Source organism: Paenibacillus endophyticus, from assembly GCF_014192395.1.
Classification (GTDB): Bacteria; Bacillota; Bacilli; order Paenibacillales; family Paenibacillaceae; genus Pristimantibacillus; species Pristimantibacillus endophyticus.
On sequence record NZ_JACHXW010000007.1, the window covers coordinates 123,756 to 143,212 of the forward strand.

Sequence of the window (19,457 nt, forward strand, 5' to 3'; positions counted from 1 at the left end):
AGAAATGCCCCAAGAAACGACAGGAATTGCATAGACCTGTGTCTAATTGTAGTAAGTGCACCTTAGACTTTGGGGGGATATCCTGTTGTCCATTAAAGCCAAGCTATCATTATCGATTTCTATCATTGTTGCAGTCATTTTGGCGCTGAGTTTATCCATTTATTACTTCTCTTCCAAGGCTGAGGTACAATCAAGTCTCGAACAGCAAGTAAACAATATTGCAAAGCAAATCAGTCTCACGATTACAGCATCGGAGAGCGCAAAGCAGTCCATGGAGGATGCGATCGGCGAGAAGCTGAGACTCGCTGCCATTGCGGCAAAAGCGCAGCTCGATCCCGATATCGACAACGTGAAAAACGAGCAGCTCGTGGAGCTTAGCCGCAAAATTGGCGTCGACCACATTACACTTTGGAAGCGTTTCGACAATGATGTGATCGCTTTGAAATCATCCGACCCGTATGAAATCAATATGAGCTCCAAAACATGGGATTACTGGCATATCGCGTTTCTTCAGCTTTTTAAAAACCATAATGTTACGATTCCACAGGGGCAAAAACTCGAAAACTACTGGTCAGGTCCATTTAACTTCTCCACCTCGGACCCTAAGAAGATTAGAAAATGGGGAGACTATTACGACGGAACGACCAATTATATGATCAATCCCTACGTTAATGCGCAGGTGCTGCTAGATTTCGATTATTCGATTGGCACGAACTCCATTGTGAATAAGATTATTGCTAATCAGCAGGATATTCTTGAAATAACCGGATTTGACCCGCAGTTTTTCGGCAAAAGGCCGATTATCAAAATGAAAAAGGGCATTCCCGTATTCAATTTGGACGTGCGCGATATCCCGTTTGGCCAATATACCTATAAAGATCAAGAAAACGACTCCATACATATCCAGAATGCCTTGGAGAGCGGGCAAGCGATCACTGCAAAGAGCAACATCATGGGCAAGCAGGTCATGAAAACGTTTATTCCGATCACAATCGATAAAACCTATGTCATCTGTATCAGCTTTGACCAACAGGCAATTCTAAAGCCGCTTAATAAACAGCTTTTCATGCAATCGATCATTTCATTATGCCTTGTTCTCGTGTCTATGCTTGCCAGCTATTTCATTGCCGGCTTTATGCTTCGCGGCTTGAATCAGATTCTAAGCAAAGTAAATGCGATTGCAGCCGGCGATTTCGGTCAGCTCATTACAATTCGCAGCAATGACGAGCTGGGCTTGCTTGCTTCTAGAATTGATACGATGGGCAGCAACTTGCACAGCTACACCACTCAGCTTCAGGATACGGCCGAGGAGCTCCGCAGTACAAAGCAGTACTTGGAGTCCTTCGTTAACCATACATCTGATGCCATTCACGTATCGGATTTGTCCGGCAGCGTCATTCAGGTAAATAAGGCATTCGAAAAAATGTACGGCTGGTGCGAGGAAGAGGCTCTTGGCAAGCCGCTGGAAAATGTGCCGCCCGACTATCTAAGCTCACATTATGAGCTTGAGGCTACCGTACTGCGCGGCGGCTCCGTCACTGATTTTGAAACGGTGCGATATAGCAAGTCCGGCGAGCTTATCGATTTAAGCCTAACCATCTCGCCCATTCGCAATGAGCTTGAAGCGATCATTGCAATAGCGACTATTTCTCGCAATATTACCTCGCGCAAGCAGTCGGAGGAAATCATCAGACGTTCCGAAAAACTGTCGGTTGTCGGCCAAATTGCGGCAGGCGTTGCACACGAGGTACGCAATCCGCTGACGACGCTTCGAGGCTTCGTGCAGCTGCAGCAGAAGACAGGCAGCCTATCGCAAGCTAATCTGGAGGTTATGCTAGGAGAGCTCGATCAGATCAACATGATCGTAAGCGAATTTCTTGTATTCGCCAAACCGCAGGCGACTCATTATCAGCCGGTTAACATTCTTCATCTCGTGAGCGATATAATGATGCTGCTTGATTCAGAAGCCAAAATGAGCAATGTTCAGCTTGACTTGCTCGCAGATCCCATGCTGCCTGAAGTCATTGGCGAGGCTAACCAGCTGAAGCAGGTATTCGTTAATATCATGAAAAACGGCATTGAATCCATGTCTAAAGGCGGCATGCTGTCCATTAAGCTTGAATGCTGTCGGCAAGAATCGATTATTATACAATTCATCGATCAAGGCTGCGGCATCAAAGAAGAGGATCTTATGCGCTTAGGCGAGCCTTTCTTCACGAAGAAAGCAAGCGGCAATGGGCTAGGCCTGATGGTGAGCCAGCAGATTATTGCTGCGCACAAAGGCACGATTGTCTTCCGAAGTCAGCTTGGTGAGGGCACATGCGTTGAAATCACGCTGCCAATGCGCACTTAACGGACCTTAGCATGCTGCCAGTCCGACTTCAAATGAGCGGTTTTGCTTTTTGTTTTCTATATTCGCAGTCAAAGCAGGCCAAGAACCCGTTATGGAGTTCCTAGGCCTGCTTTATTGTTGGAGCTTCTATGTGATACAGGAGATATAGAACCAAATAGATGATAGGCAATTCAAAAAAGCCTAGGTATCCTATTTACCGCTATACACTCCTGTTCAATATTCGGAATTCGTCATATAACCGCGAATTTTATATTTTTTTGAAGTAAAGCGAGCTCATATGGTAAAATGTGTCCGAAGCCTTTTTGCATAAGATGGGAAGACTTAATTAATAACGTACGATCATTCCGCTATATTGGAGCCGCATATGTTGATGACTATGGATACCCCTATTTCTCAGTATATAATTTTTGTCGTTATTTCCGGTGTTCTAAGCGTGCTGCTTGCCATATATGCATACAACAACAAGAATAAGTTCACAGGCATGAAAGTATTTATGTGGTCAACCATCCTATCCGCCGTATATACCTTTGCATTTGCCTTTGAACTCGCCAGTGATTCGCTTAGCGAGATTCGATTCTGGCTGAATATCGAATATCTCGGCATGCCCTTCATCTCTCCCTTAAGCTTGCTGCTGATTATGATTTATGTCGGTATTGAGAAGTTCAATACGTTTAAGAAATCTTGGGTCTTTTTTATTATTCCGTTCATCACGTTGTTAATGGTAACGACTAATGAATACCACCATTTATTTTATAAAGATCTATTTCTGAACCCTCATATCGAAAAACCTATGGTTGATGTCATACCCGGTCTATGGTATTACGTCCATGGAAGCTACACTTCCGGCTCTATGTTTGCCAGCTTGTTCCTATTGTACCGATATTGGCGGAAGACCAAATCCATCTACCGCAAGCAAATGATAACGCTAGCTATTGGCATTATGCTCCCCATGCTGGGAGCGCTCGCTTACGTGCTCGGCATTACGCCTCTCGGTATGGACCCCGTGCCCATATTGATGTGCATCACATCCACCTTGTATGTGACTTCGATCTTCTCGACCTCGCTTCTCACCGTCGCGCCAATTGCGCGCGAGCATATATTCGAGAGCATGCGCGATGGAGTGCTTGTCCTTAACTTGGAAAACCAAATCATGGATTTCAACGGGGCTGCCGCCAAAATCATACCCGCCTTGACTCCCGAAACAATCGGGCAAAAGCTGGATCATATTTGGAAGCGCGGAGCGGAGACGGGAGCCTTCTCCGTGGGCTCGGACGAAGCCCTCGACCATGAGGAGGAGCTCAAATGGGTACGCGGCGGAGAAACGTTCTATTATCGGATAAGGTCCTCCAGGCTCCTTAAGTCCAATGGCCAGCTGGCGGGCAGAACCATCGTCATGATCGACGTCACCGAGCATACGCTGCTGCAGCATAAGCTTCGCTATCTGGCGGAGATCGATGGCCTTACTTCTATATATAACCGTACCTTTTTTATGGAAAAAAGCAGAGAACTGCTGGCAGCTGCTCACCAAAGCCAAGCCCCGCTCTGCTTTATTTTGTTTGATATTGACCATTTCAAGCAGATAAACGACCGTTATGGGCATAGCGTAGGCGATTTCGCCCTTAAGCATATCGTAATGATTTGCCAGCAATTTTTGCCCGAGCACGCCTTGCTTGGCCGGTACGGCGGCGAGGAATTCGCCATCAGCCTGCCGAGTACAACGCTTGAGCAAGCCGGACAAACCGCTGAACTGCTGCGTGCCGAGATTGCCGCCAACCCGCTTTATAGCTCAGCTAAAGCGATAACGATTACCGCAAGCTTCGGCGTTACGCAAGCTCGAACCGCGGATATACCGCTTGAAATGCTGCTGAGCGAAGCAGACATCGCCTTATACCGGTCAAAACATACGGGTAGAAACGCTGTGCATCTTTCTAATAACGGCAGCATACATGCTTTTCAACAAAAATAACGATACTAGCGGGAAAGAGATAGGTGGGAATGGCTTATGCTTAAAGCAGTTAACCTGCGCGACAAATTGCGTTTTCGTCCTAGCCCTCCGCAGGTTATGACCTTTGGCTTTATTTTGCTCATATTAGTTGGAGCGCAGCTCCTGTCTCGGCCTATCTCCTTCACGAACGCTACTTCTATCTCCTACTTAGACGCTTTGTTCATGTCGGCAAGCGCTACCTGCGTGACTGGCCTTACCGTACTGAATACAGGCACTCATTTCTCCACTTTCGGACAGGTTGTCATTATTCTATTAGCCCAGATCGGCGGTCTCGGCTTTATGACAATGGCAACCTTATTTGCCCTGCTGTTCCGCAAACGAATTTCGTTCCGGGAAAGACTCGTGCTGCAGGAATCGATGAACTACGGATCAACGGAAGGCATCGTGCGCATGATTCGTAAAGTTCTGCTATACGCTTTAGTTATCGAGCTGTCCGGCGCTATCCTGCTGAGCGGTTATTTCATGCTGGAGATGCCGGTTGGACAATCCATTTATTTTGGCATATTCCACAGTATCTCCTTTTTCAACAATGCAGGCTTTGATTTGTTCTCACAGTTTCCAGAGCGTGCCGGCAGCCTTATTCATTACGTAGAGGATCCGTTCGTCAATATCGTATCCATGCTGCTTATTTTTTTCGGAGGAATTGGCTTCATCGTTATTTCAGAGCTGGTGACTTACCCCAAAAACAGAAAGTTCAGCCTGCACAGCAAGGTGGTTTTATCGGTTACCGGCGTACTTACTGCTTTCGGTGCCATTGTCATTTTCGCACTCGAGCTATCCAATCCGCATACGCTGCAGCCTTTGTCGGCAATCGGCAAATTTCTCGGCGCTTTGTTCCAGTCCGTCACCGCACGTTCAGCAGGCCTGAGTACTGTAGACCCATCTATGCTTAGGGAAGTGACGCAATTTTTCCTTATACTGCTTATGTTCATCGGCGCAGGCCCAGGCTCAACGGGAGGCGGTATCCGCGTGACGACCTTCGCTATTCTCATAGGTGCAATTATCGCGATGATGCGCGGCAAGGACGACGTCGTACTGTTCCGTTATCGCATTGCCAAGCAGCAGATCCATCAAGCAATCATGTTCACAATGATCGCCTTCTCCATCATTTGCGGAGCGACGATGCTGTTGTCCATAACGGAAACCGGCTCGTTTCTAGCTATCTTGTTCGAAGCCACTTCCGCATATTGTACGGTCGGCATGTCAGCAGGATTAACCAGTCACCTCAGCGAAATCGGCAAGGTTATCATCATTTTGCTCATGTTCGTCGGCCGCTTAGGTCCTGTTACGCTCGCTTTCGCGCTCAATACGCGCTCGAAGAAGGAGCTGTACCGCTTCCCTGAAGGGAAAATCACAATCGGCTAAGCTGCGGTTTGCATCTGCAATCCGACCAATGATACGATTAATGAGGACAAGTCATTTGCATTATTAAAGGAGCTTTCGTTCTTATGTCATTACATTCACATATCCACTCGGGCAATGCCGTTGATGATGCGGCCTTAGACAGCATGGGGCGCGTGCTGATCGTGACCGCCGTCGATGCCGAGCGGGAAGCGGTCCTTCGCGGATTAGCCGGCTTGCCGAACATCGATGTCATCGCAGCAGGGGTTGGCTCAGCCGCAGCCGCAGCCGGAACTGCGGCTGCTCTCGCCTCACCGGAAACTGCCTATCGCCTTGTGATTAGCATGGGCATTGGCGGCGGATTCATAGACCAGGCGGCAGTCGCCTCTCTTGTTGTAGCCGATCTTATCGTTGCTGCCGATTTGGGCGCGGAGTCGCCGGAGGGCTTCCTCAGCTTAGATGAGCTCGGCTTCGGCTCCGCACGCGTTGCTGCAAGCGGCGCTTGGAACAACCGGCTGCTTGCAGCCATTCAGGGCAGTGGCTTATCCGTATGCAGCGCACCCATTCTTACCGTCACGACAGCCACCGGCACCGCCGAGACCGCAAGCCTGCTTGCACAGCGGATTAAAGGCGCCGCCGCTGAAGCAATGGAGGGGCATGGCGTCGCAGTAGCGGCTGAGCGTTTCGGCATTCCTGTCACGGAAATTCGCGCCATATCCAATGCAGTCGGACCACGGGACCGGTCTGCTTGGCGAATTGGCGACGCACTCGCTGCACTAGAAGCAGCAACCAAAGCTATACGGGAGGTACTATCATGAACATTGCATTCTCACCCTGCCCGAACGATACATTCGTCTTCCACGCTTGGGCACATCAACTCATTCCAGGCGCGCCAGAGCTGGATGTCACCTATGCAGATATTGACATTACGAACAACTGGGCAGCCAAGTCCAAAGGCCCAGAGGTTATGAAAATCTCCTATGCGGCTTTGCCTTGGGTCCTTTCGGAATACAAGCTTCTTCCCTGCGGCGGCGCGCTTGGGAGAGGCTGCGGCCCGCTTGTCTTAACCAATGAGGACCATGCTGCTCCCGCTTCTTTGGCTGGCAAACGCGTTGCGGTACCGAGCGAGCGCTCCACGGCCTATCTTCTATTCCGTCTGTGGGCTGCCAAACATGTTCCAGGCGGCGTGGGAGAGATTGTGGTCATGCCGTTTCACGAAATCATGCCAGCCGTTCGCGACGGCCGCATCGATGCAGGCTTAGTCATTCATGAAGCCCGCTTCACGTACCCGAACTATGGGCTCCAGATGTTGATCGATCTCGGCAGCTGGTGGGAATCGGACACCGGTCTGCCTATCCCGCTCGGTGCCATTATTGCCAAGCGTACGCTTGATACCGAAGCGATCACGGAGTGGATCCGTTCATCCGTCCAATACGCCTGGGCTCATCCCGATGAGTCCAAGCGTTACGTAATGATGCATGCGCAGGAGCTTTCCCAGGAAGTCGCTCAAGCGCATATTGATTTGTACGTCAATGCGTTTACGGCTGATTTGGGCGAGGATGGCTATGCGGCCGTTACAGCTCTGCTCGGCCGGGCTGCTGAAGAAGGGCTTGTACCGAGCTTTGACTTGTCGCTGCTGAAATCTTGATGAGTGTCAGCCTAAACAACGGCTGACGCTTATCGCTTCATTCGCCTTCGACTCATACAAAATGGCTGAACAGACTTATGCCTGTTCAGCCATTTCTTCTATCTGCCTATACGGTATAATCGATAAATAATAACCGCGGCTTGCGCCCGGGATGCAGTATCCATTGGAGCGAAACGTCCATCTCCCAGACCATTTATAAGTCCTGCTTTCTGTATATCCAATACTGCGTTTACGGCGTAAGCTGCAATACTCGATTCATCTGTGAACACGCCGGCTTCTGCAAATCCCCCGCCCGGCACAATGCCGAATATATCGGCAGCTCTTGCAATCAGCACCGCCATTTCTTGCCTCGTGATGCCTTCATTCACACCAAAAGTGCCGTTTGATCGCCCCGTTACGATACCAAGCTGCTCGGCTGCAGCTATCGCTCCGTAATGCCAGGTCCCTTGCTTAACATCGTGGAGCTGACTGACTGCATCATTATCCGATAGTTCAAGCGCATTCATTAACATCGTAATGAAGGCAGCTCGTGTCACCACTCCGGACGGCGCGAACCTCTCGCTGGCAACGTCATTGATTGCTCCCCTTGATGCAAGCGCCTCTATGGCTTCCTCTGCCCACTTGGCTGTATGAAGGTCCTTGAATGGTGCGTCTGCTGCATACATGCCAACGTGCTTCGGCTTAAACGACAGGCTGCCCTTGCCAGCTTGAAAGTAGCCATTGCGAACCGTTTCAAGCTTACCGTTCCTTGTGCCTTCGAGTTAATACCGCTTCAATAAAGGATGATATTTGCTCCTAAAGCCACGGCAAGTTTCGAAAAATAAGTCTAAAGAGGTGTCTCCACCAAATAAATGCGACCTTATAAACATAAAAAAGACCGTCTCCGCTGGCCATCGGCCATAAAGACAGTCTCGCTTGATATTTCCTTTATTCCTTATCCATAAGCTTAAGCGATCCAAAGGGATCGCTAGCCTCGCTATTATTACTATCCGATTCAACAAACCGCTTAAGAGCAGAGAGCTTATTGTCCCAATAACGCTCATAATAAGCGAGCCATCGCTTCAGCTCCAGAAGCGGCTCAGGGTCTAAGCGATAGCGCGTTTCTCTTCCTACCTTCCTATCCTTTACCAGGCCCGCATCCGCCAGCACCCGCAAATGCTTCGACACAGCCGTACGGCTCATCGTGAAATGGCCGCTGATCACGGTAACAGGAAGCTCATCATCGCCAAGCAAATGCAGCAGCCTGCGCCGAGTCGGGTCGGCGATTGCTTGGAAAACGTCATGCTTTGTCGCCGGCTCCGCCATTCTAGACTCCAACGTATTGACTTAGTTTCTTTACGATACCAACCCAACCGCCCGACATTCTCTCGCGGACTTCCTCGTGCGATTGACCGAACTCCGTCACTTTATTCACATCCCAGCCGGCATGAATAAGAGTAAATTCTGTTTTTCCGGCTTGCTCGACTAGTTCAAACGTCAAAGACCAGTCCTTTCCCCATTCGAAGGCTAGCCGGTTTGGGGGATCAAGCACGGTTACCTTGCAAGGAGAATTGCCAAAGGGGCCTGCCTCTAGGTGGAATTCGTAACCCAGCTCCGCCACAAAATTGTTCGGCATGAACCAAGCCGCGATGCCATCCGATGTAGCTACAGCATTCCATACCTTCTGAATCGGCGCATCGAGGATCAGCGTTTGCCTAATGTCAGGCAGCGTATTTTGCGTTTGATTGTTATCCATTTGGTAGCCTCCATAAGTTGTTGTTAGTGAATTAAAGTCCATCGTTAATATGAAACCATTTGGTTTCGCATTATGATTATATGACACCCTATGGTTTCATGTCAAATGGGCAGCCTTCTATAGCTAGCTTTTCTATTTGTGGGCTCGATTGTAGAAAAAAGGAATAGAGTAGGAGAATAGAGATATAGACCGAGGTAATAAATGATTAAAACTGTCAGGTTCGTTTCATAGTATCGCATCTTGCCCACTGTCCCGTTTTGACCCTTAATTTCAATAGGAATAAATCCATTATCCAACCCATAGATTAAAAGGCACGATAAACCCTTGGAGGTAGATTATGGAGAAAAAACTATTGATTGTTGTTAATGAAACAAATCAAAATTTCAAATTCGTAAACAAGGAATGCGATAACGACGAAAGGCAGATCCAACCCAACGCATCCAGCTCTTTGGCAAGCATCAACCTAACGCCGGGGCAATATGAGGCAGGCTGCGACATACCTGATTGTAGTGCAAGCGAATATTTCGATGCTCATCATATGGCATTCATTAATCCGAATAATAATTCCGAAGAAATACCTGCTTTTTGTTTTTGGTATGACGATGATCAAAATCAATATTATTATACAACAACGGGTAAATATAATACGGACTCTAAAAATGGAGAAACGAATAAGATCATACCTGGCAATGTTTCTAGTTCAGAAAGCCGAAAGGCAATTTACATAAAGAATGACGGTACTCTTCTTATCACCGATATTTACAATAAAAAGGAATAGTTGCCCGATATCGTTCGTACAAAAAAACAGCGGCAGCATGGATTATTCTCGTCCATGCTACCGCTGTTTTTATTGGAGCCTTATCGTATATATTTTACGATATTTATATAGAGAGATGCTATTGCACGTAAATGACTCGCTTCTATATGGATATGAGCGAAAACTGCTCCGACCATTTGCCGCCCACCAGCTTGCCGCCCGAGAAAGCAGCTTCACGAATAGGCGCCGATGCAATCGCGTGTTTCGCATTCGTTGCCGCAGCAAGAATGAAGCTAGCTGCATCACCCTCCTTCGGCGTTAACGGGTTCTCCGAAATAAGCGGATACGTTTGCAGCAGCGCATCATCCAGAATCCATCCGAACTTCTCAGCCAGCTTCGCGCCTCTTGCCAGCAAATCACCGTTTCCAAATGGACTCCACGCATCCAAAATATTGTCCGAGCCTACGTGAACCGTGACGCCTTCGGCTATCAGCTGGTCTACGCGCGGCATTGCCCTATCGAGCGGTACGCTTGTAATAATCGCGACATCGGCCGATTTCAGCTGCTGTGCAAGCTCTCTTGATTCGGACTCGGATACCTGGCCAAGGCAATAAGCATGGCTAACCGCTGTTCTTCCGCCCTTGTCCGCTTGCAATGTCAGATCGGCGAACCGACTTATCGTATATAAGCCCAAATGCCCCGGGTCGTGCAAATGAAGGTCCACGCCTGCATTAAACTCGGCACTCAGCTCGAACGTCGCTTCTAGGCTTCGGTCAACCTGCCGATCAAGACCTGCCGGATCGACGCCGCCTACGTATTCGGCACCTGCGCGCAGCGCATCCTTCATCACTTTAATCGAATCGGAACGGAGAAGCCCTTGCTGCGGGAATGCCACGATTTCGATCTCCATCACGCCGCGATACTCCTCTCGCACCTGAAGAACATGCTCCAAATGTGAAATCCCGATTTGCGGGTCCACATCGACATGGGTTCTGATTTTGGTCGTGCCGTGGCTAAGAAGCAGTTGGATAAGCCTGCGAGCACGCTCGGCAACCGTCGTCGGAAGCGAGGCGAGCATCGTTTTTTCGAACGATAATTGCCCGGGCAATGTAATAAACGGTTGCAGCGGCCTCCACGGCTCGCCAAGGAAATGCTTATCGAGATGAATGTGCATATCGGTTGTAGATGGCAAATAGTGCAAGCCCTCCGCATCCCGTACACTGCTCGTATTCACGCCTGCGGAAGCATTCGTGCTTGGCGCTATTCGCGAAATTAAGCCTTTTTCCAAATCCAATGTCAGATCAAACAAGCCTTCGTTTATGCGTACGCGATTTATTTGTGTTATGGACATGTTCGTCACCCTCAATTTCATCATTTAGTTAATGCGCGCCTAAATAGGCCTTGATCATCCGGTCGTCATTCAACAGAGCGGAGGAAGAGCCGTGCAGCGCAATGCTGCCATTATCCACGACATACCCCCGCTTCGCAATCGACAAAGCCTTGTGGGCCATTTGCTCGACGAGCAGTATGGCAGTCCCGTCCTTCGCCAGCTCGCCAATCGTAGCGAATATTTCGTTTACGATAATCGGCGCAAGACCGAGTGAGGGCTCATCTAACAATAGCAGCTTCGGTTTGCTGATCATCGCCCGCGAGAGCACGAGCATCTGCTGTTCGCCTCCGCTGAGCGTGAACGCAAGTTGATGGCGACGTTCATGCAGCCTTGGAAACCGCTCGAATACAAGATCCAGCTCTTTTTCGAATTGCTGCTTCGAATAGTAACCGATTTTTCTTTTGAGACCCATCCGTAAATTTTCTACAACCGACAGCGTGCCAAACACCTCTCGCCCTTCCGGGACAAGCGACACACCGAGATTCGAGGTTTTGTTCGCGGATAGGTGGGTAATTGACTTGCCGTCCAGCTCGATGACACCAGCGCTTGGGCGTACGAGTCCAAGTACCGATTGGAGCATCGTCGTTTTGCCTGCCCCATTCGAACCGATTACCGCCACGATCTCACCTTTGCCAAGCTCCACGTCAACACCCTTCAAAGCTTGGATGGCGCCATAGCGCACTTCTAGTCCCTTAATGCTCAGCACTGGCAGCAACCTCCTCTCCGCCTAGGTAGGCCTGTATGACGCGAGGGTCGCTCAGCATTTGCTCCGGGCTTCCCGTACCGATCACCCTGCCGAAATCAAGCACCGTTACCGTATCGGAAACCCGTTGCACGAAATCCATATGGTGCTCGATTAATATAACCGTCACGCCATGCGAAACGAGCTTCCGCAGTAGATTCTCCAGCTGCTCGATCTCAGTCGCCGTCATGCCCGCCGCAGGCTCATCAAGCAGCAGCAAGCTTGGCGAGGTTGCCAAAGCGCGTGCAATCTCTACCATGCGCTGATGCCCGTAGGGCAGCTGGCTTGCAGGCATATGCCGGTCACCCTCGTAGCCGATGAGATCCAGCAGCGCATGGGAACGTGCCTCCATTTGCCGTTCCGAGCGAAGCTGCTTAGGCGTCCGAAGCAGAGATGCTCCTAGGCCGCTGCGCTCCCGCTTCGTCATGCCGGTCATGATATTCTCAAGCACCGACAGCTCTTTAAATAACCGCGAATGCTGGAACGTCCTTGCGATGCCGAGCTGAGCCACTGCCGACAACGAGCGCGGTACAAGCTTCTCGCCATGCAGCTTGAATGAGCCTTGCTCCGAGCTGTACAAGCCGGAAATCACATTAAGCAGCGTCGTTTTGCCTGCTCCGTTCGGTCCGACCAATGAATGAATGGTACCGGCGGCAACCGAGAAGCTGACATCCTTCAAGGCATGCAAGCCGCCAAAATATTTATTGATGCCCTCAAGCACGAGAAGCTCCTTATCCTTAGCTTGCGCGGGAGCGCTAAACATAATCTCCTCACCGCTTGCCGTGCTGGAAGAGGCTTTCTGGCTTTTAGGGGCAAATCGGCTCAGCTGCGGAGCAACCCAGCCTGCCACTGTGCCCGCAATTCCCTTCGGCAGGAAAAACAGCACCGCGAACATAATGCCGCCGTATAGTGCCATCCGGAGCTTTTCCATATCGAGCACTTCAGGCAGGAACACGATAATGGCCGCTCCGATAACCGGACCAAGCACTCTTCCCGACCCGCCTAGAATAACAATTAACACCAGCTGGACGGAGGTTTGGAAATTATACGTGTCCGGACTAATGAAGCTGTTCGTATGCGCGTAGATCGCACCGGACAAGCCTGCCAGCACCGAACTGATCGCAAACCCGGCATACTGCACCGTAAACTTGCGAATGCCGAGCGACGCCGCCGCGATTTCATTCTCCTTCGTTGCGATCATCGCCCTGCCCCAAGACGAGCGGCGCAGATTGCGGGCGATCAGCAGCGCAATAACAGCAATCGCCAGCACGAATATATACATGCTCTTCAGATCGAATGTATAACCGGCAACCTGCGGCTTCGCAATGCCGGAAATGCCAAGCGGCCCGCCCGAGAAGCCGTCCCAACGGATCAGCACCTCATGGATAACAACGCCGAAGGCAATGGTAATCATAGATAGGTAGACGCCGCCCGCCCGAATGGTCGGTATGGCAATCAAGCTTCCGATAATCAAGGATACCAGCATGCCGATCAGGGCTACCGTCCAGAACGATAGTCCGTATGTGGTGCTGAGAAAAGATGACATATAAGCGCCAACTGCCATAAGCCCTGCGTGGCCGATAGAAACAATGCCGCAATAGCCGATTAAAATATTCATGCCTGTGCATGTAATGACGAAGATTCCGATCATGAACAATAGATTCAAATAATACGTGTCGACCATCCATGGCCCGGCAGCAAGCAGCCCCACGGCTGCGAGACCTGCAATCCAACCGGCAGCCGTGCGGTAGCCGAAGCTTTTTTCGATAAGCTGATTCATCTGTGCACCCCCTGACGTTTGCGAACTTACACTTTTACAATCGTTTTACGTGCGTTGAACAAGCCCATCGGCTTCCAATAAAGCACGAGAATGACTAAACCGTAAACAAACATCTCTCTGAATGCGGTCGAAATGTACTGCCCGATGAACGCCTCCGAAATGCCGAGAATGAGTCCTGCAGCAACGATTCCTTTCGGATTGTTGACGCCTGCGAGAATAGCAACCGAAATCGCCTTAAGCCCGAGAGGCAGGCCGATATCGACGGACACGGCATAGTTGGTAGACATCAATGCGCCGCCGATGCCAGCAAGCAGACCGCTCAGCACGTAAGCGACTGCTACAATTTTGTTGCTGCTGACGCCCATGATTTCTACGGCCGTCCGATTGTCGGCGGTTGCCCGAAGCCATAATCCCCAATGCGATTTTTTGTAAAATAAAATTAACAGCACCAGCAAAACACCGACGACCGGAAGAAAAATAAATTCCTTCCAGTAGATGCCTGCGCCAAAAATCCGAAGCATTTCATCGCCGACCGGTGAAGGCGTTACCCCTTCGTCCGGACCGTTAACGTATAGTGCGACGTCTTGAATAATAATGCCTACCGCTATCGTGCTGAGCACCCACTCAATCGAATTCGCGCCCTTGTCGAATTTGCGGATGGCAAGCCTCTCTATGCCTAGGTTGAGAAGACCCACAATTAACGCCGCAAGCGCGAATGAGACAAGAAAGGGCAGGTGCCCCAGCTCGGAAAATCCGAACATGAGCACCCCGCCAAGCATGACCAGCTGTCCTTGCGACATATTCAGCGTGCCGTTCACAACGAACGTCAAACTGTAGCCAAGCGCAATCAAGGCATATAGACATCCGACTGAGAGCCCGCTAATGACGAGCTGAAGTATAAGCGACATGTCCATCCCTCTTTCTTTGTTAAGTGACTTATTGCTTGTCGGAAATAACCAGCTTGCCGTCCTTCCATACGCACATCAGATACGAGTTCACATCGACAGCATCATGGTTATCCGGCGTGAAGGCTTGGTCCCAATCCTTGATTACGCCGCTATAAGAGCCGAGACCCGTTTCGAGCGTATTTTTAATCGCCTCGCGGTCCTTTGCCAGATCGCCGGTCAAACCTGCCTTCTCAATCGCTTGGAAAATCATCATCGCGCCGTCATACCCTTGCGCCGCAGAAGCAAACGTCGTCGGAATATGTCCGAATTTCGCCGTGAAGTCCGCCAAGAACACCTTTGCCGTCTCACGCGTTTGATCTACGTTAAAATTAGCTGTTTGAATGGCATACGTGCCCTCTGCAAGCTCCTTGCCTACCTCCTGCGCTCCTTTGTTCGCCATACCGTTTTCCCCTACGATCGGCACCTTCCAGCCGAGCTTATCCATCGCCTGCAGCACATAGCCGTTAGCGGCGCCTTGGCCGAATAAATAAACAACCTCGGCTCCTGCTTCCTTCGCACGGTTGACCTGCGCCGTCATGTCTTTGTCCTTCGCGTTATCAAAGGATTCCACGGCTACCGGCTTCAAGCCCTCCGCCTCCAGCACCTTCGTCATAGCTGCTGCGGCGCCTTTGCCGTAACCGCCATTTTCGTGCAGCACCGCAATATTGGTCGTATTGAAATGCTCCTTAATGAACTTGAGCGCGTATTGCGCCGTAATATTCGCATTCATCCGAACGCCGAACGTCCATGGCATGCCGGATTCTACCGATGCCGGCACGTTGGAGGTAGCGACCATGAACGGAAATTTCTCCTCCATGATGATCGGCGACTGCGCCAGCATGACCGTGCTGTGGAACCCGCCAATTGCAGCCAGCACCTTTTCCTTCTGGCTGAAATCGCGGATGATGCTTATGCCGCGCGTCGGGTTCTGCTCCGTGTCACGTACGACCAGCTCCACAAGGCGACCCCCAATGCCGCCTTTCGCGTTTATTTGGTCTACAGCCACCTGAACGCCTTGATACAGGTTCACGGAGTTCATCGCATTATCGCCGGTTGCTTCCGTGGACATGCCAATCAGAATCGGCTCTTTGCTTGCCGCTTCCCCGCCTGCTCCCGCTGCGTTAACCGGCTCAGCTTCCTTCACGTTGCCGTTCCCTCCGCCGCATGCAGCCAGTACCCACGCCATAACAACGACCAATAAACCTAGCGTCCATTTGTTGCTTGATCCCTTTTTCATCCCAAACCCACTCCTCTATATGTTCTTTTATAAAAGCCCAAGTATTCTGCTTTCAACCTGCGTATCCGCCGTCTTCACGCCGCGTTTCCACACCGTGCGCCGCTCCGGCTTATCGAGCAAAATATCACGCTCGGTCATGGCGGAGAAAAGCACCATATCCGCTTCTGCCCCGATGCGGATACCGTAGTCTTTCAAACCAAGCGCCTTGGCCGCCCCCTCAGTCAGCATGTGAATGAGCCTGCATGCATCAGCCTCACTGCCCATGTAGGAAGTTACCGCCAGCAGCCATGCCGTCTCGAGTGGATCGGCCTTGCCGAACGGAGTAAACGGATTGCGCACATTGTTGGCCCCGATGACAACGTTGACGTCCATCTCGAGCAGAAGCCCGACAGGCGTCAGCCCGCGGCGCGGCTTCTCGCGGTCGCCTCTCCCATTAATGAATAAATCAGTCGCCGGGAGCGTCATGATATGAAGCTCTGCTTGCTTGATCAGCTCTGCGATGGATACTGCCCGCTCTTGCGGAAGCGAACCAAGCGTTGTAACATGTCCTGCTGAAACCATGCCTTGCATGCCGGCTTCAATCGTCATGCTCGCGATGTCAGCTATGGCAAGCTGCTCGGGGTTATCCGCGAAATCGGCATGGAAGTCGATCGGCTTCCCATATTTCTCGGCCATATCGAATACGAACCGCAAATGCTCTTGCAGGTCAGCGTCTTGGTAAGTGATGCCTCCGACTACATCGCCTCCAAGCCGCATCGCCTCATCCATTAATTCTGCCGTACCTGGGCTTTTCGAAATGCCCTCCTGCGGGAACACGACGATCTGCAAATCAAGCGCCGCCTTCACCCGCTCCTTCAGTTCAAGCGCGGCTTCAAAAGCAGCAAGGCCCAAAATCGGATCAACCTCTGCGTGACAGCGCATATGGGTAACGCCGCTGCGGATAGCCTCGCGGATGACCGCAAGCGATCTCGCCTGCATGTCATCCTTCGTAAACCCATGCTTCATATCCGCAGTCATTTGAATTGCAGCCTGCAAGGAATTTGCTTCTTCTTCCATTCTGGAGAGCAGATACGCTTTCTCGAGATGGATATGCGGTTCAACGAACCCTGGCAGGAGCATTCCTCCGGCACCCTGTTCCGTTTGCAGTGCCGCCGGCTTTCCCTCCGCTCCGCTTAAGGCTAAGTAAGCGACTTTTCCCTCGCGCACTCCAACGTCCATCAGGAACGCTGTATTCGGCAGCCGCACATTTGTAATAAGCAAATCAAGCAACAGCTTCACCTCTGTTCCTATTTCGATGTGTACATATAGTCGCAGCCTGTTATATGGATTCCTCTTTCGTTTATGTCATGTTATCTAACATTAATTCCCTTGGAGAAAGCATACCTTCTTACACTTCTGCTGTCATTGTTCGATAAGTCCAAAGGTAACCATGACGTTTGGATCATTCGTCCAGCGAACTATTTACAAAGGTTTTAATTGATGTTAGTTTTTATATCATCTATTCAAACGAGGAGATGGACGAGAATGCTGCTCGAGCAATTGCTTTCCAACGCCATTTTTTCCAAATCACAGATCATTGCAGGGCGAAGCGGACTTACGCGTGCCGTTCATACCGTCAATATCATGGATGCCCCCGACATCATCCATTTCTTAAGGCCCGGTGAGCTACTGCTTACCAACGGCTATTTCATGAAAGAAAAGCCCGAGCTGCTGCTCGAGCTTTTGGCCAAGATGAATCAACTGAAGTGCTCAGGGCTTGCGGTCAAAACCAAACGCTTTGCGCTCGAAATTCCGCAGACGGTCATCGATGAGGCCAATCGTATCGACTTCCCGATTATTGAGATATCCGCAGTCGAGCACTCGCTCGGAGAAATTTTGCAGCGCACGACTAGCGTTATTTTGGATAACAAAAATGATGAACTGCAATATTCGCTCACGATTCACAAGCAGTTTTCGACCATGATTATGAAAGGCGACGGCATTCCCGAAATTATAAATGCGCTAACGCAGCTGCTGGACTCGCCTATCATGGTGCTAAGCAGCAAGCTGCAAAGTACCGCGCAATCAAAGCATTTCAAGCAGCCCGGACTGCAGCCGCTAATCGTCGCTGCCGAAGCTATGCTCAGCGGATTGCCGAGCCTGCCATCCTCGGCGCAGCTTTGCCTGATCGATCCAGCGCTTTATAAATACCGCTATGTGGAGCTGTATCCGATTTTCACCTACCGGCATGAGGGCTATCTCATCGCCTTCCAGCCTAAGCAGGCAGCCTCCAACCAATACGGCTTGACGCTGGAGCAGGCCTCTAATGTCATCGGCATGGAAATTACGAAGCGGCAAGCGGTGAAAGAGCGCTCGCGCCGCTATAAAAACGAGTTTTTCTCCGATTTGATCGACGGATTCATCGGCTCCGAGCAGGAGGCACTGCATCGCGGCAAAAAATACGGACTGAAGCCGCAGGGGACGTGGCTGCTGCTTGCCGCACGCAAAGACGAATCGACCGTGCTTTCATCAGACATGCCAAAAAACACAGCGTCCTCCGACGAGCGTCTAATTTCCGAGCGGGATTTGCAATATGAGCTGATCAAGCGCCATTTTGCCACCTTAGGCGAAGTATTTGTTATGTTTACAAAAAACGACCTGTTCGGCATGCTTGTTTTTATCCAAGACAAGGGATGGGAAGAGGGTTTTTTCCTGAAGCAGCTCACTCTCATGACCGCTCAGCTGTACGAGCAATCCGGGCTCAGCATCTCGCTCGGCATTGGCAAGCCGGTTACGAATGTGCTCGATATCGGACTCTCTTATAACGAAGCGGTTAAAGCGCTGCAGATCGGCTATCAGATGAAAAAAACGAGGTTTATCCAGTCGTATCAATCCAAGGATATCAGTTATTTATTTCGAATGATTCCCTACGATGAGCTGAAGCAATTTCACGAGGAAACCTTTCACTGCTTCTCCGGAAACGAGGAAAGCGAGCAAAAAGAGCTAATGCGCACGTTGAATGTGTTTTATGACACGCAGTGCCAGCTCGTCGAGACGTCCAAGCAGCTTTTCGTACACCGCAACACCGTAATCTATCGGCTAGATAAATGCGAGAAGCTGATGGGCATAAAGCTCAAAGACCCGGTTGAAAGCCTGCGGTTCCGCATCGCGTTCGCCATCGAGCCCCTTCTGAGGGCAGGAAAGGGCGAATCCGCACAGCGATAGTGAAGTGCGATGGCCAAGAGGAGATGCCGCTTAAGGGAGCACGAGGAGATAGGACGGGAGGTGGTCTGCTGTGGAAGACATTTGGGCAGCTCCTCTAACTTTTGCGTTGATGTGCGTCTCCTCTACCTTGCATTAATGCACATCCACTCGGCCTTTACGCTGAGGTGCGTCTCCTCTACCTTGCACTTATGGGCAGCCACTCGGCTTTTGCGTTGAGGTGCATTTCCTCTACCTTGCATTAATGCACATCCACTCGGCTTTTGCGTTGAGGTGCATCTCCTCTACCTTGTATTAATCAGCAGCCTCTCTAGTTTTTGC

16 protein-coding genes are annotated in these 19,457 nt (G+C 50.5%); 7 read left to right on the plus strand and 9 right to left on the minus strand.

Annotated elements, in window-relative coordinates; genetic code table 11:
- Positions 1-85: 85 nt before the first annotated feature.
- The 5 genes from FHS16_RS13645 (at position 86) to FHS16_RS13665 (ending at position 7,347) form a co-directional block, all read left to right on the plus strand.
- A complete protein-coding gene (locus FHS16_RS13645) occupies positions 86-2,353 on the plus strand; it encodes an ATP-binding protein (RefSeq protein ID WP_183562944.1) in 2,268 nt (755 codons plus the stop codon).
- Between the two features lie 364 nt (positions 2,354-2,717).
- Positions 2,718-4,319: a histidine kinase N-terminal 7TM domain-containing diguanylate cyclase gene (locus FHS16_RS13650; protein ID WP_221226344.1), complete on the plus strand. Its 1,602-nt coding sequence runs from the start codon at positions 2,718-2,720 to the stop codon at positions 4,317-4,319.
- Positions 4,320-4,355: 36 nt separating this feature from the next.
- Entirely contained in the window at positions 4,356-5,723 is a 1,368-nt protein-coding gene (locus tag FHS16_RS13655; protein ID WP_183562950.1) for a TrkH family potassium uptake protein, read from the plus strand.
- 83 nt (positions 5,724-5,806) lie between these two features.
- Positions 5,807-6,517: a futalosine hydrolase gene (locus tag FHS16_RS13660; RefSeq protein WP_183562953.1), complete on the plus strand. Its 711-nt coding sequence runs from the start codon at positions 5,807-5,809 to the stop codon at positions 6,515-6,517.
- Positions 6,514-7,347, plus strand: coding sequence for a 1,4-dihydroxy-6-naphtoate synthase (locus FHS16_RS13665; RefSeq protein WP_183562956.1), 834 nt, complete (start codon positions 6,514-6,516; stop codon positions 7,345-7,347). The genes FHS16_RS13660 and FHS16_RS13665 overlap by 4 nt, the downstream gene beginning before the upstream one ends.
- A gap of 98 nt (positions 7,348-7,445) precedes the next feature.
- Here the strand turns inward: FHS16_RS13665 and FHS16_RS13670 are convergent, their stop codons facing one another.
- From FHS16_RS13670 to FHS16_RS13680, 3 genes are all read right to left on the minus strand, one after another.
- Entirely contained in the window at positions 7,446-8,012 is a 567-nt protein-coding gene (locus tag FHS16_RS13670) for an S-layer homology domain-containing protein (protein ID WP_183562959.1), read from the minus strand.
- A 262-nt stretch (positions 8,013-8,274) separates the two neighbouring features.
- Positions 8,275-8,652: an ArsR/SmtB family transcription factor gene (locus FHS16_RS13675; protein ID WP_183562962.1), complete on the minus strand. Its 378-nt coding sequence runs from the start codon at positions 8,650-8,652 to the stop codon at positions 8,275-8,277.
- Between the two features lies 1 nt (position 8,653).
- Positions 8,654-9,082 (minus strand): SRPBCC family protein, encoded by a 429-nt coding sequence (locus FHS16_RS13680; protein WP_183562965.1) that lies wholly within the window; start codon positions 9,080-9,082, stop codon positions 8,654-8,656.
- A gap of 337 nt (positions 9,083-9,419) precedes the next feature.
- Between FHS16_RS13680 and FHS16_RS13685 the strand changes: the two genes are divergently transcribed.
- The gene (locus tag FHS16_RS13685) at positions 9,420-9,860 is read left to right on the plus strand and encodes a hypothetical protein (RefSeq protein WP_183562968.1); all 441 of its coding nucleotides are present in this window, start codon (positions 9,420-9,422) and stop codon (positions 9,858-9,860) included.
- Between the two features lie 142 nt (positions 9,861-10,002).
- Here FHS16_RS13685 and FHS16_RS13690 read toward each other — a convergent pair whose 3' ends face one another.
- From FHS16_RS13690 to FHS16_RS13715, 6 genes are read right to left on the minus strand one after another with little or no spacing between them, the layout of a single operon-like run.
- Positions 10,003-11,190, minus strand: coding sequence for an amidohydrolase family protein (locus FHS16_RS13690; protein WP_183562971.1), 1,188 nt, complete (start codon positions 11,188-11,190; stop codon positions 10,003-10,005).
- 28 nt (positions 11,191-11,218) lie between these two features.
- Positions 11,219-11,935 (minus strand): ABC transporter ATP-binding protein, encoded by a 717-nt coding sequence (locus tag FHS16_RS13695; RefSeq protein WP_312890894.1) that lies wholly within the window; start codon positions 11,933-11,935, stop codon positions 11,219-11,221.
- Positions 11,922-13,751, minus strand: coding sequence for a branched-chain amino acid ABC transporter ATP-binding protein/permease (locus FHS16_RS13700; protein WP_183562974.1), 1,830 nt, complete (start codon positions 13,749-13,751; stop codon positions 11,922-11,924). Before FHS16_RS13700 ends, FHS16_RS13695 begins: the two co-directional genes overlap by 14 nt.
- Before the next feature lie 26 nt (positions 13,752-13,777).
- On the minus strand, positions 13,778-14,659 hold the full coding sequence (locus tag FHS16_RS13705; RefSeq protein WP_183562978.1) for a branched-chain amino acid ABC transporter permease: 882 nt from the start codon (positions 14,657-14,659) through the stop codon (positions 13,778-13,780).
- A 28-nt stretch (positions 14,660-14,687) separates the two neighbouring features.
- Positions 14,688-15,935 (minus strand): ABC transporter substrate-binding protein, encoded by a 1,248-nt coding sequence (locus tag FHS16_RS13710; protein WP_183562981.1) that lies wholly within the window; start codon positions 15,933-15,935, stop codon positions 14,688-14,690.
- A gap of 27 nt (positions 15,936-15,962) precedes the next feature.
- On the minus strand, positions 15,963-17,213 hold the full coding sequence (locus FHS16_RS13715) for an amidohydrolase family protein (RefSeq protein WP_312890895.1): 1,251 nt from the start codon (positions 17,211-17,213) through the stop codon (positions 15,963-15,965).
- 246 nt (positions 17,214-17,459) lie between these two features.
- Between FHS16_RS13715 and FHS16_RS13720 the strand changes: the two genes are divergently transcribed.
- Positions 17,460-19,139 (plus strand): PucR family transcriptional regulator, encoded by a 1,680-nt coding sequence (locus FHS16_RS13720; RefSeq protein ID WP_183562984.1) that lies wholly within the window; start codon positions 17,460-17,462, stop codon positions 19,137-19,139.
- Positions 19,140-19,457: the final 318 nt, after the last annotated feature.

Coding starts and splice junctions, on each gene's coding strand:
- FHS16_RS13650 (WP_221226344.1), top strand. CDS start 2,718: ATGTTGATGACTATGGATACCCCTATTTCTCAGTATATAATTTTTGTC.
- FHS16_RS13655 (WP_183562950.1), top strand. CDS start 4,356: ATGCTTAAAGCAGTTAACCTGCGCGACAAATTGCGTTTTCGTCCTAGC.
- FHS16_RS13660 (WP_183562953.1), top strand. CDS start 5,807: ATGTCATTACATTCACATATCCACTCGGGCAATGCCGTTGATGATGCG.
- FHS16_RS13665 (WP_183562956.1), top strand. CDS start 6,514: ATGAACATTGCATTCTCACCCTGCCCGAACGATACATTCGTCTTCCAC.
- FHS16_RS13670 (WP_183562959.1), bottom strand. CDS start 8,012: ATGTATGCAGCAGACGCACCATTCAAGGACCTTCATACAGCCAAGTGG.
- FHS16_RS13675 (WP_183562962.1), bottom strand. CDS start 8,652: ATGGCGGAGCCGGCGACAAAGCATGACGTTTTCCAAGCAATCGCCGAC.
- FHS16_RS13680 (WP_183562965.1), bottom strand. CDS start 9,082: ATGGATAACAATCAAACGCAAAATACGCTGCCTGACATTAGGCAAACG.
- FHS16_RS13685 (WP_183562968.1), top strand. CDS start 9,420: ATGGAGAAAAAACTATTGATTGTTGTTAATGAAACAAATCAAAATTTC.
- FHS16_RS13690 (WP_183562971.1), bottom strand. CDS start 11,190: ATGTCCATAACACAAATAAATCGCGTACGCATAAACGAAGGCTTGTTT.
- FHS16_RS13700 (WP_183562974.1), bottom strand. CDS start 13,751: ATGAATCAGCTTATCGAAAAAAGCTTCGGCTACCGCACGGCTGCCGGT.
- FHS16_RS13705 (WP_183562978.1), bottom strand. CDS start 14,659: ATGTCGCTTATACTTCAGCTCGTCATTAGCGGGCTCTCAGTCGGATGT.
- FHS16_RS13710 (WP_183562981.1), bottom strand. CDS start 15,935: ATGAAAAAGGGATCAAGCAACAAATGGACGCTAGGTTTATTGGTCGTT.
- FHS16_RS13720 (WP_183562984.1), top strand. CDS start 17,460: ATGCTGCTCGAGCAATTGCTTTCCAACGCCATTTTTTCCAAATCACAG.